The 17,610-nt window shown below is 60.1% G+C and carries 12 protein-coding genes, 2 tRNA genes and 2 rRNA genes; all 16 read left to right on the forward strand.

Annotated features, from left to right (window positions below; genetic code table 11):
* Positions 1 to 208: 208 nt before the first annotated feature.
* The 16 genes from BKX93_RS18540 (at position 209) to BKX93_RS18615 (ending at position 17,496) form a co-directional block, all read left to right on the forward strand.
* Positions 209 to 1,330 carry a beta-ketoacyl-ACP synthase III gene (locus BKX93_RS18540; RefSeq protein ID WP_070980834.1) on the forward strand — a complete coding sequence of 374 codons (1,122 nt, stop codon included), beginning with the start codon at positions 209 to 211 and terminating at the stop codon, positions 1,328 to 1,330.
* A gap of 170 nt (positions 1,331 to 1,500) precedes the next feature.
* Positions 1,501 to 3,096 (forward strand): ABC transporter substrate-binding protein, encoded by a 1,596-nt coding sequence (locus tag BKX93_RS18545; RefSeq protein WP_046155336.1) that lies wholly within the window; start codon positions 1,501 to 1,503, stop codon positions 3,094 to 3,096.
* Positions 3,097 to 3,508: 412 nt separating this feature from the next.
* Positions 3,509 to 4,537 (forward strand): ABC transporter permease subunit, encoded by a 1,029-nt coding sequence (locus BKX93_RS18550; protein WP_021478305.1) that lies wholly within the window; start codon positions 3,509 to 3,511, stop codon positions 4,535 to 4,537.
* 13 nt (positions 4,538 to 4,550) lie between these two features.
* Positions 4,551 to 5,471 (forward strand): ABC transporter permease subunit, encoded by a 921-nt coding sequence (locus BKX93_RS18555; protein ID WP_046155334.1) that lies wholly within the window; start codon positions 4,551 to 4,553, stop codon positions 5,469 to 5,471.
* 10 nt (positions 5,472 to 5,481) lie between these two features.
* The gene (locus tag BKX93_RS18560) at positions 5,482 to 6,462 is read left to right on the forward strand and encodes an ABC transporter ATP-binding protein (protein ID WP_070980835.1); all 981 of its coding nucleotides are present in this window, start codon (positions 5,482 to 5,484) and stop codon (positions 6,460 to 6,462) included.
* On the forward strand, positions 6,455 to 7,426 hold the full coding sequence (locus BKX93_RS18565) for a peptide ABC transporter ATP-binding protein (RefSeq protein ID WP_070980836.1): 972 nt from the start codon (positions 6,455 to 6,457) through the stop codon (positions 7,424 to 7,426). The genes BKX93_RS18560 and BKX93_RS18565 overlap by 8 nt, the downstream gene beginning before the upstream one ends.
* 113 nt (positions 7,427 to 7,539) lie before the next feature.
* Positions 7,540 to 7,950, forward strand: coding sequence for a VOC family protein (locus tag BKX93_RS18570; RefSeq protein WP_046155331.1), 411 nt, complete (start codon positions 7,540 to 7,542; stop codon positions 7,948 to 7,950).
* A gap of 91 nt (positions 7,951 to 8,041) precedes the next feature.
* Positions 8,042 to 8,572, forward strand: a complete 531-nt coding sequence (gene coaD, locus BKX93_RS18575) for a pantetheine-phosphate adenylyltransferase (RefSeq protein ID WP_043149269.1) — start codon at positions 8,042 to 8,044, stop codon at positions 8,570 to 8,572.
* Positions 8,573 to 8,652: 80 nt separating this feature from the next.
* Complete coding sequence (locus tag BKX93_RS18580) at positions 8,653 to 9,597, forward strand: class I SAM-dependent methyltransferase (protein ID WP_046155330.1); 945 nt, start codon at positions 8,653 to 8,655, stop codon at positions 9,595 to 9,597.
* 233 nt (positions 9,598 to 9,830) lie between these two features.
* Positions 9,831 to 11,033: a sodium/glutamate symporter gene (gene gltS / locus BKX93_RS18585; protein WP_046155329.1), complete on the forward strand. Its 1,203-nt coding sequence runs from the start codon at positions 9,831 to 9,833 to the stop codon at positions 11,031 to 11,033.
* A 127-nt stretch (positions 11,034 to 11,160) separates the two neighbouring features.
* Complete coding sequence (gene trxA, locus BKX93_RS18590; RefSeq protein WP_070980837.1) at positions 11,161 to 11,523, forward strand: thioredoxin; 363 nt, start codon at positions 11,161 to 11,163, stop codon at positions 11,521 to 11,523.
* Between the two features lie 117 nt (positions 11,524 to 11,640).
* Positions 11,641 to 12,192 (forward strand): glutathione peroxidase, encoded by a 552-nt coding sequence (locus BKX93_RS18595; RefSeq protein ID WP_046155327.1) that lies wholly within the window; start codon positions 11,641 to 11,643, stop codon positions 12,190 to 12,192.
* Between the two features lie 373 nt (positions 12,193 to 12,565).
* A 16S ribosomal RNA gene (locus BKX93_RS18600) occupies positions 12,566 to 14,101 on the forward strand.
* Positions 14,102 to 14,194: 93 nt separating this feature from the next.
* Positions 14,195 to 14,271 (forward strand) — tRNA-Ile (locus BKX93_RS18605).
* Positions 14,272 to 14,274: 3 nt separating this feature from the next.
* Positions 14,275 to 14,350: transfer RNA gene (locus BKX93_RS18610), tRNA-Ala, on the forward strand.
* Between the two features lie 255 nt (positions 14,351 to 14,605).
* Positions 14,606 to 17,496, forward strand: a 23S ribosomal RNA gene (locus BKX93_RS18615).
* The 16S and 23S rRNA genes sit together here with 2 tRNA genes alongside, the layout of an rRNA operon.
* Positions 17,497 to 17,610: the final 114 nt, after the last annotated feature.

Here is a 17,610-nt window from a genome sequence, read left to right on the forward strand (position 1 = left end):
AGTTGAGCATTTTACTTGGTTTAAGCCATTAAAGGCTATGGATTTCTTACACCTGCGCGCCGGGTGCTGTGTAAAATCGCTGCAATATTTTCGCGAGATTCGCCCGCAAGGGCGCCGAGTGGCGGCGGGCGCAACCGGCCGGGCCGAGGAAGGCCGGGTTCGCCGCCATGCTTTCGTTCCTGCTCAGTTGGGATGAGGACATAAAAAGATGCATAAGGTTGTTATCAGCGGGACGGGCTTGTTCACCCCTCCCCACGCGGTCGGCAACGCCGAACTGGTCGAGGCGTTCAATGCCTACGTGCGCGAGCGCAACGAGGCCCGCGCGGCCGACATCGCCGCCGGTTCGATGGAGCCGCTGGCGGAATCCAGCGCGGAGTTCATCGAAAAGGCTTCCGGCATCAAGCAGCGCTTCCTGATGGACAAGAGCGGCGTGCTGGACCCGGCGAGAATGGCGCCCCATCTGCCCGAGCGCGGCAATGACGAGTTGTCAGTGCAGGCGGAGATGGCCGTGGCCGCCGCCAGGCGGGCGCTGGAGGCCGCCGGCCGCGCCGCCGCCGACATCGACATGGTGATCGTCGCTTGCTCCAATATGCAGCGCCCCTATCCGGCGATGGCGATCGAAGTGCAGCAGGCGTTGGGAATCGATGGCTACGCCTTCGACATGAACGTGGCCTGCTCGTCGGCGACGTTCGGCATCCAGACCGCGGTCAACGCGGTGGCAGCCGGCCAGGCGCGCGCGGTGCTGATGGTGAATCCGGAGATCTGTTCCGCCCATCTGAACTTCCGCGATCGCGACAGCCACTTCATCTTCGGCGACGCCTGCACCGCGGTGGTGCTGGAGCGCGCCGACGCGGCCATTTCGGCGCACCGTTTCGAGGTGCTGGGCTGCAAGCTGGCGACGGTGTTCTCCAACAATATCCGCAACAACTTCGGCTTCCTGAACCGTTGCGACGAGACCGGCGTCGGCCAGCCCGACAAGCTGTTCGTCCAGCAGGGGCGCAAGGTGTTCAAAGAAGTGTGTCCGATGGTGGGCGAGCACATCGTCGACCACTTGGGCGGTCTGGGCATCGCGCCGGAAGGCGTGCGCCGCTTCTGGCTGCACCAGGCCAACCTGGCGATGAACCAGCTGATCGCCCGCCGCGTGCTCGGCCGGGAGGCCGATACGGTGGAGGCCCCGGTGATTCTGGACCGTTACGCCAACACCAGTTCCGCCGGTTCCATCATCGCCTTCCATCTTCATTCGCATGATTTGAACGTCGGCGATGTTGGCGTCATTTCCTCGTTTGGAGCCGGCTATTCCGTGGGTTCCGTCATATTGCGCCGCGTGTAGTTAACTTTCCGTTTACGAATTGTCATAGTCGGATTAGGCATGAAAAGCCAGAGGGCGCTTGTCAAAAGCGCCCTCTGTGAATAATGTATCCCCCACCAGCCGAAGCCTAGACATGCTCAGGTTGAATATCAGAAAAGACTAATTAGTCTGTACAAAGGAAGGGAAACATTATGCAAACTTTCAAGAAGTTGCTGCTTGCTGGCGCGATTGCTGGGGCTTCCGTGGCATCGCAGGCCGCGGGGACGTTGGTGTTTTGTTCCGAGGGCAGCCCGGCGGGCTTTGACCCGGGCCAGTACACCTCCGGCACCGACTTTGACGCTTCGGCCGAAACCGTGTTCAACCGCCTGGTGCAATTCCAGCGCGGCGGCACCAAGGTCATTCCGGGCCTGGCCGAGAAGTGGGATGTGTCTTCGGACGGATTGTCCTACACCTTCCATCTGCGCAAGGGCGTGAAGTTCCAGACCACCGACTACTTCAAGCCGACCCGCGAATTCAACGCCGACGACGTGGCCTTCACCTTCGACCGCATGCTCAACAAGGGCAACGCGTTCCGCAAGGCTTACCCGACCGAATTCCCTTACTTCACCGATATGGGCATGGACGCCAACATCGCCAAGGTGGAGAAGGTAGACCCGTACACCATCAAGTTCTCGCTGAAGAAGGTGGATGCCGCCTTCCTGCAGAACCTGGCGATGAGCTTCGCCTCCATCCAGTCCGCCGAGTACGCGGACAAGCTGCTGAAGGACGGCAAGCCGCAGCTGATCAACCAGCAGCCGGTGGGCACCGGCCCGTTCGTCTTCAAGCGCTACCAGAAGGACGCGCAGATCCGCTTCGCCGCCAACAAGGACTACTGGAACAAGGCTGATGGCCCGAAGGTGGACAACCTGGTGTTCGCCATCACCACCGACCCGTCGGTGCGCTACCAGAAGCTGAAGGCCGGCGAGTGCCAGATCACCACCTACCCGCGCCCGACCGACATCGCCGCGATGAAGGCCGATCCGAAGATGAGCGTGATGTCCCAGGCCGGCTTCAACCTGGGCTACCTGGCCTACAACGTCAAGCACAAGCCGCTGGACAAGCTGGAAGTGCGCCAGGCGCTGGACATGGCCATCAACAAGAAGGCCATCCTGCAGGCGGTATACCAGGGCGCCGGCCAGGCCGCGACCAATCCGATGCCGCCGACCCAGTGGTCGTACAACAAGAGCCTGAAGGACGCGCCGTACGACGTGGCCAAGGCCAAGGCGCTGCTGGCCAAGGCCGGCTACCCGAACGGCTTCGACATCTCGCTGTGGGCGATGCCGGTTCAGCGTCCGTACAACCCCAACGCCAAGCTGATGGCGGAAATGGTGCAGGCCGACTGGGCCAAGATCGGCGTCAAGGCCAAGATCACCTCCTACGAGTGGGGCGAGTACCTGAAGCGCGCCAAGGCCGGCGAGCACGACTCGATGCTGATCGGCTGGACCGGCGACAACGGCGATCCGGACAACTGGCTGGGCGTGCTGTTCGGTTGCGACGCGATGAACGGCAACAACTTCTCCAAGTTCTGCTACAAGCCGTTCGAAGACCTGATCCAGAAGGGCAAGGCCACTTCCAACGTCGCCGAGCGCACCAAGCTGTACATGAAGGCGCAGGAGATCGTGAAGCAGCAAGTGCCGATGACCACCATCGCCCACTCCACCGTCAATCAGCCGATGCTGAAGTCGGTGCAGGGCTTCAAGGTCAGCCCGTTCGGCCTGAACTCCTTCTACGGCGTCAGCGTCAAGTAAGCCTGGTTTCAAACCAGGCGTAACCGTAATCGGCGGCGGGGCGGAAGCTCCGTCCGCCTGGCGTAAGTGCCGTCGCACCCAGTCCTCCGGCAGAGAGGGCGGCCGCGGCGGCATGGCAGTGTCTGCACAGGAAAATGGTTAGAGATGGGACGACGGTCGGCCGGCGGTGACGGCGGTTTGACCTGCGTCAAGCGGGACGGGACAGCGCGCTGCTATTGTCTCTCCTGCCGCGACAGTGGATGCAGCTAATGCTGGTGGGTGGTTTAGTTGCCAGTCTGCTGTCCGGCACCCGGTTTTCTCTTTCGCGCCTTCTCGGCGCGTCTTGCGTTTCTACCTTTCCTGTACGGATTCCTTGCACGCGATGTCTAGGTCTGAGGACGCCGCGCCATGCGCGCGTCCGGGAGAGGTTTTCATGTTTTCATTCATCCTGCGAAGGCTGGGCCTGTTGGTGCCCACCTTCTTCGGCATCACGCTGCTGACTTTCGCGCTGATCCGCCTGATCCCCGGCGACCCGGTGGAAGTGATGGTGGGCGAGCGCACGCTCGATCCCCAGATGCATGCCGAAGCGCTGCACCGGCTGGGGTTGGACAAGCCGCTGTACGCCCAATACTTCGACTACGTCGTCAATCTGCTGCACGGCAACCTCGGCGAGTCGCTGGTCACCAAGACCAGCGTCTGGACCGAGTTCAAGACACTGTTCCCCGCCACGCTGGAGCTGGCGCTGTCCGCGCTGCTGTTCGCCATGGTGTGGGGGCTGCTGGCCGGCGTGCTGGCCGCCATCAAGCGCGGCTCGATATTCGACCACGGCGTGATGGGCATTTCGCTGACCGGCTTCTCGATGCCCATCTTCTGGTGGGGCCTGATCCTGATCATGTTCTTCTCGGTCAAGCTGGGTTGGACGCCGGTGTCCGGCCGCATGGACCTGATGTTCGACATCCATCCCAAGACCGGCTTCATGCTGATCGACAGCTGGCTGGCCGAGGCGGCCGATCCCGAGGGCAACGCCGGCGCGTTCAAGAGCGCGCTGTCGCACCTGATCCTGCCGTCCATCGTGCTGGGCACCATCCCGCTGGCGGTGATCGCGCGGATGACCCGCTCGTCGATGCTGGAAGTGCTGCGCGAGGACTACGTCCGCACCGCGCGCGCCAAAGGCCTGTCGCCGGCGCGCGTCATCTTCATCCACACCCTGCGCAACGCGCTGATCCCGGTGCTGACCGTGATCGGCCTGCAGGTGGGCACGCTGATGGGCGGCGCGGTGCTGACCGAAACCATCTTCTCCTGGCCCGGCATCGGCAAATGGCTGATCGACGCCATCGCCCGCCGCGACTACCCGGTGGTGCAGAACGGCATCCTGATGGTGGCCACGCTGGTGATCGTCACCAACTTCGTCGTCGACATCCTGTACGGCATCGCCAATCCGCGCATCCGTCACGCCAAGTAAGCAGAGACGCAACATGAGCCAAACCAATCAAACCGCGGCCGCGCAGACGGCCGACCTGGCGCTGTCCTATCCGTCTCCGCTGAAGGAGTTCTGGCAGGGCTTTTCCCACAACAAGGGCGCGGTCGCCGGCCTCGTTTTCGTGCTGTTCATCGTCGCCTGTGCGCTGTTCGCGCCGCTGATCGCGCCCTACAGCCCGATCGAGCAGTACCGCGACCACATGCTGACGCCGCCGGCCTGGGAGGCCGCCGGCAGCGCGCAATTCCTGTTCGGCACCGACGAATTGGGCCGCGACATTCTGTCGCGCCTGATCTACGGCGCGCGGCTGTCGCTGTTCATCGGCCTGATGTCGGTGCTGATGGCGCTGGTGCCGGGCGTGATCCTGGGCCTGTTGGCCGCCTTCTTCCCCAAGGCGCTGGGCGCATCCATCATGCGATTGATGGACATCATGATGGCGCTGCCGTCCTTGCTGCTGGCGGTGGCCATCATGGCCATCCTCGGGCCGGGCCTGACCAACGCGATGATCGCCATCGCCACCGTGTCGCTGCCGGCCTATGTGCGGCTGACCCGCGCCTCGGCGATGACCGAACTGAACCGCGACTACGTGGTGGCGTCCCGCGTCGCCGGCGCCGGTCTCGGCCGCCTGATGTTCGTCACCGTGCTGCCCAACTGCATGGCGCCCTTGATCGTGCACGCCACCATGAGCTTCTCCTCCGCCATCCTGGAAATCGCCGCGCTGGGCTTCCTGGGCCTGGGCGTGCAGCCGCCGACCGCGGAGTGGGGCACCATGCTGGCCTCGGCCCGCGACTACATCGAGAGCGCCTGGTGGGTGGTGACCCTGCCGGGCCTGACCATTCTGCTGTCGGTACTGGCGATCAACCTGATGGGCGATGGCCTGCGCGACGCGCTGGACCCGAAGCTGAAGCGCGCCGCCTGAGGACAAGAACATGAGTCTGTTGCAAATCAAAAACCTGTCCGTGGAATTCGGATCGGAGAAGAACCCGTTCCGCGCGGTGGAAGGGCTGGAGCTCAGTGTCGCCCAGGGCGAGATCGTCGGCATCGTCGGCGAGTCCGGCTCCGGCAAGTCTGTGACCATGATGGCGATGATGGGCCTGTTGGAAGGGCAGGGCCGCATCGTCGCCGACGAGCTGAGTTTCGACGGCAAGGACCTGCTGAGCATCTCGGCGCGCGGCCGCCGCAAGATCGTAGGCAAGGACATCTCGATGATCTTCCAGGACCCGATGACGGCGCTGAACCCCAGCTACACCGTCGGCTACCAGATCATGGAAGTGCTGAAGGTGCACCAGGGCCTGCGCGGCGCGGCCTTGAAGGCGCGCGCGCTGGAGCTGATGCAACTGGTGGAGATTCCGGCCGCCGAGTCGCGGCTTGCCGCCTATCCGCACCAGTTGTCGGGCGGCATGAGCCAGCGCGTCGCCATCGCGATGGCCATCGCCTGCAGCCCCAAGCTGCTGATCGCCGATGAGCCCACCACCGCGCTCGACGTCACCATTCAAGCCCAGATCATGGAGCTGCTGGTGTCCCTGCAGAAGAGCCAGAACATGGCGCTGATCCTGATCACCCACGATCTGGCCGTGGTGGCCGAGGTCGCGCAGCGGCTGGTGGTGATGTACGCCGGCCAGGTGGCCGAAATGGGCACGGTGCCGGAAATCTTCCGCCATCCCGCCCATCCGTACACCGAGGCGCTGCTGTCGTCCATTCCCGAGCACAGCAAGGGCGCGCGCCGGCTGGCCACGCTGCCGGGCATCGTGCCCGGCCAGTACGACCGGCCCAGCGGCTGCCTGCTGTCGCCGCGCTGCCCGTACGCGCAGGACAACTGCCGCGGCCAGCGGCCCGGATTGACCGCCCACGAGCATGGCGCGGTGCGTTGCCACTACCCGTTGCTGGCCAAGGAGAAGCAGCATGGCTAAGGTTTTGCAGGCGGGAGATCTGACCCGTTACTACGATGTGGCGCAGGGCATGTTCAAGCCCAAGGCGCAGGTGAAGGCGCTGGCCGGGGTGTCGTTCGAGCTGGAGGCTGGCCGCACGCTGGCGGTGGTGGGCGAATCCGGCTGCGGCAAGAGCACGCTGGCGCGCCAGCTGACCCTGATCGAGCAGCCGACTTCCGGCTCGCTGATCCTGGACGGCCAGGATGCGGCCAAGGCCAGCGGCGCCGAGCTGAAGGCGATGCGTCGCAAGGTGCAGATGGTGTTCCAGAACCCGTACGGCTCGTTGAACCCGCGCCAGAAGATAGGCGATCAGCTATCCGAGCCGCTGCTGATCAATACCGATCTGTCGGCGAAGGAGCGCGAAGAAAAGGTGCGGGCGATGATGGCCCGCGTCGGCCTGCGCCCGGAGCACTATTTCCGCTACCCGCACATGTTCTCCGGCGGCCAGCGCCAGCGCATCGCCATCGCCCGCGCGATGATGCTGAATCCCAAGATCGTGGTGGCGGACGAGCCGACCTCGGCGCTGGACGTGTCGATCCAGGCGCAGGTGCTGAACCTGTTCATGGATCTGCAGGAGGAGTTCAACACCGCCTATGTGTTCATTTCGCACAATCTGGCGGTGGTGGAGCACGTCGCCGACGAGTTGATGGTGATGTATCTGGGCCGAGCGGTGGAGGTGGGCGCCAAGGACCGCGTCTACGAACGGCCGCTGCACCCGTACACCCAGGCGCTGTTGTCGGCGACGCCGTCCATCCATCCGGAAGACCGCCGCATCAAGATCAAGATCGAGGGCGAGCTGCCCAGCCCGCTGAATCCGCCGTCCGGCTGCGCTTTCCACAAGCGTTGCCCGCACGCCAATGAGCGCTGCAAGGCGGAGGTGCCGCAGCTGCGCGAGCTGGACCAGCGCATGGTGGCCTGCCACCGCGCGGAAGAGATCAACGGCTGAGACCAAATCGGCATCGCAGGGCCCGTGGCGCAAAGCGCCGCGGGCCTTTTTCGTTTCATTGCCATTCAAGCCCGGCGTACACTGGCCTTCCCATCACTGAACGGAGGCTTGCCATGCATGTGTATCCGTATCTGAATTTCAACGACGGCCGCGCCGAGGCGGCGCTGAACTTCTACCGCGAAGCCTTGAATGGCGAAATCGCCATCCTGATGCGCTATGCCGACGCGCCCAAGGACGTGCCGTCCATGGGCGACATCAACCCGAACTGGATCATGCATGCGCGGCTGGTATTTGGCGCCAACGCGCTGATGATTTCGGATACCGACCGGCCGGCGTCGCCCAGCCAGCAGATTTCGCTGTCCATCAATCTAGACGGCGATACCGCGACCGCGGAGAAGGTTTTTGCCGCCCTCAGCCAAGGCGGCCAGGTGACATTGCCTTTGCACAAAACGTTCTGGAACGCGCTTTTCGGTTGTTTTAGTGATAAATTCGGCGTCAACTGGATGATCAACTGTCAGTTGTGACCGTTTCTTGACAGCCTGCGCGGCGCGGCGTTTTTTGCCGCGCCGCACAAAAAATTCTTTACCACCCCTCTCAACGCAAGATACAGTCGTCATGGAAAACACAATCAAAGCCAAAGGGAAACGTCAATTGAAACGAGCCGTCTATGCCGGCAGCTTTGATCCGGTCACCAACGGCCACTTGTGGATGATACGCGAGGCGGTGGAGCTGTTCGACGAACTGATCGTCGCCGTGGGCGTGAATCCGGACAAGCACTGCACCTTCAGCGCCGAGGAAAGGGTGGCGCTGCTGCGCGAAGTGACCACGGGTTTCAGCAAGCTGCGGGTTGAGGTGTTCGAAAATCAGTTCTTGGTGAATTACGCGCAGAGCGTCGGCGCCAACTACATCGTGCGCGGCATCCGCACCGCCAGCGACTACGAGTACGAGCGCACGATGCGCTACATCAATTCCGACCTGCACCCGGACATCACCACGCTGTTCCTGCTGCCGCCGCGCGAATACGCCGAGGTGTCGTCGACGATGGTCAAGGGCCTGATCGGCCCCCGCGGTTGGGAGAGCGTGATCCGCCAGTACCTGCCGGAGCCGGTCTATCTCAAGATGCTGTCGATGTACTCCGAGCAATAGCGCCTTATAATGCCGGTTTGAACACCGTGTCGCGCCAGCCTAGGCTGGCGCGTTTGTTTTGCAGCAATCGAGGATACGCCATGCAGGACGTCAGCGCCTTCACCAACCGTCTGGCCAAGAACTACAAGCATTACGCCAAGTGGGCGCGCCGGCAGGGGCTGGACGCCTGGCGCGTCTACGACAAGGACGTGCCGCAGTTTCCGTTCGCGCTGGACATCTACGGATCGCGCGTTCATCTGCAGGAGTACGACACCGGCTGGGAGATGGGCGACGACGAGTACCGCGCGTGGATAGACGCGGTGGTGGCGGCCATCGCGCAGGTGACCGGCATTCCGGCCGCCGCGGTCACGCTGAAGAACCGCCGCCGGCAGAAGGGCGTCAGCCAGTACGAGAAAGTGGGCGCCGAAGGCGAGGACTTCGTGGTCGAGGAGTTTGGCCAGCGCTTCATCGTCAACCTGGACCAGTACCTGGACACCGGCCTGTTCCTCGACCATCGCAACACCCGCAAGCGGGTGCGCGAAGAGGCGGCCGGCAAGCGCTTCCTCAATCTGTTCGCCTACACCGGCAGCTTCACCGTCTATGCCGGCGCCGGCGGCGCGGTGTCTTCGGAGACGGTGGACATGTCCAATACCTATCAGGATTGGTCGCGCCGGAACTTCGAGCTGAACGGGCTGGATCTCGGCAAGCACAAGCTGGTGCGCGCCGATGTGTTCCAATATCTGGAAGAAGCGGTGGACGCGGGCAAGCGGTTCGACCTGATCGTGATGGATCCGCCCACCTTCTCCAATTCCAAGAAGATGCGCGACATCCTGGACGTGCAGCGCGACCATGTCTGGCTGATCGACTACGCGATGGCGCTGCTGGCGCCGGGCGGCTGGCTGTACTTCTCCAACAATCTGCGCACTTTCCAGCTCGACGATCGTTTAAGCCAGGATTACCAGATCCAGGATATCAGCGGGCAGTCGGTGCCGGAGGATTTCCGCAATCGCAAAATCCACCAGTGCTGGCGGATCAGCCGCGCCTGAATCGGCATCTGATTGATTGTAAAAAGTTTTTACGCGAACTTTTTCGCCGTTTCTCTGCTCCCATAAGGAAGCGCGTTTCCGCATGGAGTCGCCGACCAGCCAGCCGGCGGCCTTCGTGCCGCCTCGCCGCGCAAGCGGCGGGATGTGGAGCGCCTCCATGCCTTCCTGCTTCATCGGTTTGTCTGCGTCGCGCAGCGGCGCGTTTTCGCTCGAAAACGACAATAGGACTACCGATGATCCAACTCGATTTCTACGGCACGCTGGTGGCCGCCTCGCTCGTTCTGCTGCTGGGCCGCAAGCTGGTCGCCCATGCCGGCGTGCTGCGCACCTACAACATTCCCGAACCGGTGGCCGGCGGCCTGGTGGTCGCCGCCGCCTTGCTGGCTTGGCGCCAGTTTTCCGGTGTCGAGGTTCGCTTCGACGCCTCGTTGCAAACCCCGCTGATGCTGGCCTTCTTCGCGGCCATCGGCTTGACCGCCAATCTGGCTAGCCTGAAACAGGGCGGCAGGACGGTGGGCATCTTCCTCGGCGTGGTGGTGGGGCTGCTGCTGGTGCAGAACACGCTGGGCGTGGCGGTGGCCAGCGCGCTGGGCCTGGATCCGCTGATGGGCTTGCTGGCCGGCTCCATCACCTTGTCCGGCGGCCATGGCACCGGCGCCGCCTGGAGCGGCACCTTCGCCGACAAGTACGGTCTGGCCTCCGCCGCCGAGCTGGCGATGGCCTGCGCAACCTTCGGCCTGGTGCTGGGCGGCCTGATCGGCGGCCCGGTGGCGCGGTTTCTGGTCAAGCGCGTGAAGACGCCGGGGGCGGAGCACAATGCCGACTCTCCCCCGCGTGGCTTCGAGCAGCCGGACGCAGAGCGGCTGATCACGCCGCATTCCTTCATCGAGACGCTGGCCCTGATCGCCGTCTGCCTGCTGGGCGGCACCTTCATCGGTTCGCTGCTGAAAGGCACCGCGTTCGAGCTGCCCACCTTCGTCTGCGTGCTGTTCGTCGGCGTGCTGATCAGCAATGGCCTGTCGGCGCTGGGCTGGTACCGGATTTTCGAGCGCGAGGTGTCGGTGGTGGGCAATGTCAGCCTGTCGCTGTTTCTGGCGCTGGCGCTGATGTCGCTGCGTTTGTGGGACCTGGCGGCGCTGGCGCTGCCTATCTTCTCCCTGTTGCTGCTGCAGACGCTGGCGATGGCGCTGTACGCGGTGTTCGTCACCTTCCGCGTGATGGGGCGCAACTACGACGCCGCGGTGCTGGCCGCCGGCCACTGCGGCTTCGGCCTGGGCGCCACGCCCACCGCTATCGCCAATATGCAGGCGGTGACCGAACGCTTCGGCCCGTCGCATCTGGCTTTTCTGGTGGTGCCGATGGTGGGGGCCTTCTTCATCGACATCGTCAACGCCATCGTGATCAAGCTCTACCTGGCTTTGCCGTTCATCGGCTGAGCGGCTATCGGGGGGATTGAAAAATACAACCGGGGCGATGCCTTGCAATGGCATGAGCCCGCTCATATCTTGGTCTGAGACAGCCCGCCGCTTGGCGGGCCAACCGATTCATAGAAAGAGAGCCGCCATGTCCTATATCAACCTCACCGCCGACAACTTCAATGCCAGCATGAAGGAAGAAGGGCTGGTCATCCTCGATTTCTGGGCGCCCTGGTGCGGCCCGTGCAAGATGTTCGGCCCGGTGTTCGAGGCGGCGTCGGAGAAGCATGCCGACATCGTGTTCGGCAAAATCGATACCGAGTCCGAGCGCGATCTGGCCGCTCACTTCAATATCCGCTCCATTCCGACGCTGATCGCGGTCAAGGATGGCGTGATGGTGTTCAATCAGGCCGGCGCGCTGATGGCCGGCCAGTTCGAACAGTTGATCCAGAGCCTGCGCGACCTGGACATGGACAAGGTGCGGGCGGACATCGCTAGCCAGCCGGAATGACAGGGCGAGGGCGTGCGCCTTCGCGATATGAGACGATAGGGCAATGCATGGGCGCATTGCCCTATTCTTATATCTAGCGAGCGCCGAACCAACAGCCGGTTTGGCAAGGAGGATGCGATGAAACGCTGGGGAATCGTATTGATGTTGTGGGGGCAGGCCGTGCTGGCCGCTTGTCCCGCTTTGCTGAACCATACCGTGCCGGGGCTGATGGGCGGGCAGATAAACCTGTGCCAATACGCGGATCGGCCGCTGCTGGTGGTGAACACCGCCAGCCATTGCGGTTTTACGCCGCAGTTCACCCAGTTGGAGTCTCTATATAAGCAGTACGGTCCGCGCGGACTGATGGTGGTGGGTTTTCCCAGCAACGACTTCCTGCAGGAGCTGGACAGCAACAGCGAGATCGGCGCGTTCTGCCAGGCCAATTACGGCGTGACCTTCCCGATGGCGGGTAAGGGGCATGTCAGGGGCGCGGATGCCCAACCGGTGTTCAAGGACTTGATCGCCGCCACCGACGACGCGCCGATGTGGAACTTCCACAAGTATCTGGTCTTGCCCGGCGCCAGCAAGGTGATCAGTATCGGCACCCGCACCAAGCCGGACGCGCCGGAGGTGGTCAACGCCTTTTTGCCGTATTTGCAGCCGGAAGCGCAGGCGGCGGCCAAGCCATAGCACGGCCGCCACCCCATCAAAGCGCCGCTTTCAAGCGGCGTTTTGCGTTTTTATGAAAATCCCTTCCGGCTGCTTTTCTTATAAATCAACGCTTTGCGCGTATCGGTCGAAGAAAGTTCATTTTTTCTCGCAAAAGGTGTTGACGGGTCAGGGGCCCGGGCGTATAGTTCGCCTCCTCAGCTGACGCAGCGAACGAAACAGCGGAAACGAAACGGTTCCGGTGAAGACGACGCAGCGGACAGCACTGCTCTTTAACAGAACGAATAACCGATAGGTGTAAGTGCTTGGCGAAAGCCGAACACTTGCACTGCAAGAGATAAGAGATACTTGTTTATTTCTTTGAACTTGCGTGCCAGAAAATTTGCTTGAGATTGAACTGAAGAGTTTGATCCTGGCTCAGATTGAACGCTGGCGGCATGCTTTACACATGCAAGTCGAACGGTAACAGGGTGCTTGCACCGCTGACGAGTGGCGAACGGGTGAGTAATGCGTCGGAATGTACCGTGTAATGGGGGATAGCTCGGCGAAAGCCGGATTAATACCGCATACGCCCTGAGGGGGAAAGTGGGGGACCGTAAGGCCTCACGTTATACGAGCAGCCGACGTCTGATTAGCTAGTTGGTGAGGTAAGAGCTCACCAAGGCGACGATCAGTAGCGGGTCTGAGAGGATGATCCGCCACACTGGGACTGAGACACGGCCCAGACTCCTACGGGAGGCAGCAGTGGGGAATTTTGGACAATGGGCGCAAGCCTGATCCAGCCATGCCGCGTGTCTGAAGAAGGCCTTCGGGTTGTAAAGGACTTTTGTTCGGGAGGAAATCCCGCTGGTTAATACCTGGCGGGGATGACAGTACCGGAAGAATAAGCACCGGCTAACTACGTGCCAGCAGCCGCGGTAATACGTAGGGTGCAAGCGTTAATCGGAATTACTGGGCGTAAAGCGTGCGCAGGCGGTTGTGCAAGTCTGATGTGAAAGCCCCGGGCTCAACCTGGGAACGGCATTGGAGACTGCACGACTAGAGTGCGTCAGAGGGGGGTAGAATTCCACGTGTAGCAGTGAAATGCGTAGAGATGTGGAGGAATACCGATGGCGAAGGCAGCCCCCTGGGATGACACTGACGCTCATGCACGAAAGCGTGGGGAGCAAACAGGATTAGATACCCTGGTAGTCCACGCCCTAAACGATGTCAACTAGCTGTTGGGGGTTTGAATCCTTGGTAGCGTAGCTAACGCGTGAAGTTGACCGCCTGGGGAGTACGGCCGCAAGGTTAAAACTCAAAGGAATTGACGGGGACCCGCACAAGCGGTGGATGATGTGGATTAATTCGATGCAACGCGAAAAACCTTACCTGCTCTTGACATGTACGGAACTTGGTAGAGATATCTTGGTGCCCGAAAGGGAGCCGTAACACAGGTGCTGCATGGCTGTCGTCAGCTCGTGTCGTGAGATGTTGGGTTAAGTCCCGCAACGAGCGCAACCCTTGTCATTAGTTGCCATCATTAAGTTGGGCACTCTAATGAGACTGCCGGTGACAAACCGGAGGAAGGTGGGGATGACGTCAAGTCCTCATGGCCCTTATGAGCAGGGCTTCACACGTCATACAATGGTCGGTACAGAGGGTTGCCAAGCCGCGAGGTGGAGCTAATCTCAGAAAACCGATCGTAGTCCGGATCGCACTCTGCAACTCGAGTGCGTGAAGTCGGAATCGCTAGTAATCGCAGATCAGCATGCTGCGGTGAATACGTTCCCGGGTCTTGTACACACCGCCCGTCACACCATGGGAGTGAGTTTCACCAGAAGTGGGTAGGCTAACCGCAAGGAGGCCGCTTACCACGGTGGGATTCATGACTGGGGTGAAGTCGTAACAAGGTAGCCGTAGGGGAACCTGCGGCTGGATCACCTCCTTTCTAGAGAATGGCGATTGCCAAGCACTTACAGCCTATCGGTTATTTGTAGTTAAGGGCAGCCGGGTCGAGAGGCCTGGCGCAGAGAAGTTTACTGGGTTTGTAGCTCAGCTGGTTAGAGCACTGTGTTGATAACGCAGGGGTCGTAGGTTCGAGTCCTACCAGACCCACCAGTTGGGGGATTAGCTCAGTTGGGAGAGCACCTGCTTTGCAAGCAGGGGGTCGTCGGTTCGATCCCGTCATCCTCCACCACTCAATGCAAACAAAATCAAATTGAGAAGTTTGATTCTGTTTGCGTTGTATAAACGCCCGATCTTTAACAAACTGAAGAAGCCGAATATATTGAGACGGCGAGATGAAGGCATGCAGTTAATTCTGCATGCGGACAAATCGTCATCTTGGGTATTTGATTGTATCTAAGGCTGCGTCGCCATATCAAAAGGGGCGGTGCAGTCGTCGCACAAACACATCTTGTTGTTTTAGTGGTTTAGGCTGCTGAAATGATAGGGTCAAGCGACTAAGTGCATCTGGTGGATGCCTTGGCGATCACAGGCGATGAAGGACGTGTAAGCCTGCGAAAAGCGCGGGGGAGCTGGCAATAGAGCTTTGATCCCGCGATGTCCGAATGGGGAAACCCACCGCTTAGGCGGTATCCCTGACTGAATACATAGGTCAGAGGAGGCGAACCGAGTGAACTGAAACATCTAAGTAACTCGAGGAAAAGAAATCAACCGAGATTCCGTAAGTAGTGGCGAGCGAACGCGGAACAGCCTGTATGTGATAGAGATTGCGTTAGTGGAAGGTTCATGGAAAGGACCGCCGTAGTGGGTGATAGCCCCGTACACGAAAACGCATTCTTGGTACTAAGCATACGAGAAGTAGGGCGGGACACGCGAAATCCTGTCTGAATATGGGGGGACCATCCTCCAAGGCTAAATACTCGTGATCGACCGATAGTGAACCAGTACCGTGAGGGAAAGGCGAAAAGAACCCCGGGAGGGGAGTGAAATAGAACCTGAAACCGGATGCATACAAACAGTGGGAGCGGACTTGTTCCGTGACTGCGTACCTTTTGTATAATGGGTCAGCGACTTACGTTCAGTAGCAAGCTTAACCGAATAGGGGAGGCGTAGGGAAACCGAGTCCGAATAGGGCGCTTTAGTTGCTGGGCGTAGACCCGAAACCGAGTGATCTATCCATGGCCAGGATGAAGGTGCGGTAACACGCACTGGAGGTCCGAACCCACTAGTGTTGCAAAACTAGGGGATGAGCTGTGGATAGGGGTGAAAGGCTAAACAAACTCGGAGATAGCTGGTTCTCCCCGAAAACTATTTAGGTAGTGCCTCATGTATCACTTCCGGGGGTAAAGCACTGTTATGGCTAGGGGGTCATTGCGATTTACCAAACCATGGCAAACTCTGAATACCGGAAAGTGCGAGCATGGGAGACAGACGGTGGGTGCTAACGTCCATCGTCAAGAGGGAAACAACCCAGACCGCCAGCTAAGGTCCCAAATGATCAGTTAAGTGGTAAACGAAGTGGGAAGGCCCAGACAGCCAGGATGTTGGCTTAGAAGCAGCCATCATTTAAAGAAAGCGTAATAGCTCACTGGTCGAGTCGTCCTGCGCGGAAGATGTAACGGGGCTCAAACTGATAACCGAAGCTGCGGATGGGCGCGTAAGCGTCCGTGGTAGGGGAGCGTTCTGTAGGTCTGTGAAGGTGTCTCGTAAGGGATGCTGGAGATATCAGAAGTGCGAATGCTGACATGAGTAGCGATAAAGCGGGTGAAAAGCCCGCTCGCCGAAAGCCCAAGGTTTCCTACGCAACGTTCATCGGCGTAGGGTGAGTCGGCCCCTAAGGCGAGGCTGAAAAGCGTAGTCGATGGGAAACGGGTTAAAATTCCCGTACTTTTATGCAGTGCGATGTGGGGACGGAGAAGGTTAGGTCATCAGACTGTTGGAATAGTCTGTTTAAGCCGGTAGGCTGGAGTGGTAGGCAAATCCGCCGCTCCTTAAGGCCGAGAAGTGATGACGAGGGTCTACGGACCTGAAGTGACTGATACCACGCTTCCAGGAAAAGCCACTAAGCTTCAGCTGCATAAGAACCGTACCGCAAACCGACACAGGTGGGCAGGATGAGAATTCTAAGGCGCTTGAGAGAACTCAGGAGAAGGAACTCGGCAAATTGATACCGTAACTTCGGGAGAAGGTATGCCTGTTGAGGTGAATCCCCTGCGGGAGGAGCTTTGACAGGTCGCAGAGAATAGGTGGCTGCGACTGTTTAACAAAAACACAGCACTGTGCCAACACGAAAGTGGACGTATACGGTGTGACGCCTGCCCGGTGCCGGAAGGTTAAGTGATGGGGTGCAAGCTCTTGATCGAAGCCCCGGTAAACGGCGGCCGTAACTATAACGGTCCTAAGGTAGCGAAATTCCTTGTCGGGTAAGTTCCGACCCGCACGAATGGCGTAACGATGGCCACACTGTCTCCTCCTGAGACTCAGCGAAGTTGAAGTGTTTGTGAAGATGCAATCTACCCGCTGCTAGACGGAAAGACCCCGTGAACCTTTACTGTAGCTTTGCATTGGACTTTGAACAGACTTGTGTAGGATAGGTGGGAGGCTTTGAAGCTGAGACGCTAGTTTCAGTGGAGCCGTCCTTGAAATACCACCCTGGTGTGTTTGAGGTTCTAACCTTGGTCCGTGATCCGGATTGGGGACAGTGCATGGTAGGCAGTTTGACTGGGGCGGTCTCCTCCCAAAGTGTAACGGAGGAGTTCGAAGGTTACCTAGGTACGGTCGGAAATCGTGCTGATAGTGCAATGGCAAAAGGTAGCTTAACTGCGAGACCGACAAGTCGAGCAGGTGCGAAAGCAGGACATAGTGATCCGGTGGTTCTGAATGGAAGGGCCATCGCTCAACGGATAAAAGGTACTCCGGGGATAACAGGCTGATACCGCCCAAGAGTTCACATCGACGGCGGTGTTTGGCACCTCGATGTCGGCTCATCACATCCTGGGGCTGTAGCCGGTCCCAAGGGTATGGCTGTTCGCCATTTAAAGTGGTACGTGAGCTGGGTTCAAAACGTCGTGAGACAGTTTGGTCCCTATCTGCAGTGGGCGTTGGAAGTTTGACGGGGGCTGCTCCTAGTACGAGAGGACCGGAGTGGACGAACCTCTGGTGTACCGGTTGTCACGCCAGTGGCATAGCCGGGTAGCTAAGTTCGGAAGAGATAACCGCTGAAAGCATCTAAGCGGGAAACTTGCCTGAAGATGAGACTTCCCTGGAGGCTTGACCTCCCTGAAGAGTCGTTCGAGACCAGGACGTTGATAGGTCGGGTGTGGAAGCGCTGTGAGGCGTGAAGCTAACCGATACTAATTGCTCGTGAGGCTTGATCCTATCATTTGAGTAGCTTAGCAAGGCTAGGCGACGAGAGTGGATGTGCGAAGTACATCAAATACCGAATATATGCGGGTTGAGACGAGAGACTCAGCCCAGGCTTCTTCCAGTTTG

Source organism: Chromobacterium vaccinii (assembly GCF_001855275.1).
Lineage (GTDB): Bacteria > Pseudomonadota > Gammaproteobacteria > Burkholderiales > Chromobacteriaceae > Chromobacterium > Chromobacterium vaccinii.